This window comes from Burkholderia sp. SIMBA_051 (assembly GCF_046534915.1).
GTDB classification, from domain to species: domain Bacteria; phylum Pseudomonadota; class Gammaproteobacteria; order Burkholderiales; family Burkholderiaceae; genus Burkholderia; species Burkholderia ambifaria.
Genome location: NZ_JAWRXS010000704.1, coordinates 1 through 246 on the forward strand (window position 1 = coordinate 1; position 246 = coordinate 246).

The 246-nt window shown below is 56.5% G+C and carries 1 pseudogene; it reads right to left on the reverse strand.

From position 1 onward, the window contains the following. Positions 1 to 246: pseudogene (gene prpD, locus SB771_RS36285) on the reverse strand (2-methylcitrate dehydratase); the annotation flags it as partial.

Sequence of the window (246 nt, forward strand, 5' to 3'; positions counted from 1 at the left end):
CATGAACCGGCATGGCTTCGAGCCTTGCCTGATCCAGCGATACGTCGAGAATCGCCAGTTGTTGCTTGACCGGAAAGCGGCGCGCGAGGTTGGTCCTGAACTTCTCGACCAGCAACGGAATTCCGTCTTCGCGACGACGCTTGTGACCGATCGGGTATTCGACCACGACTTCGTCGAACTTCGATCCGTCGTTGAATTCGACCGTCAGTGCATTGGCGATCGAACGCTTCTCGGGATCGTGGTAAT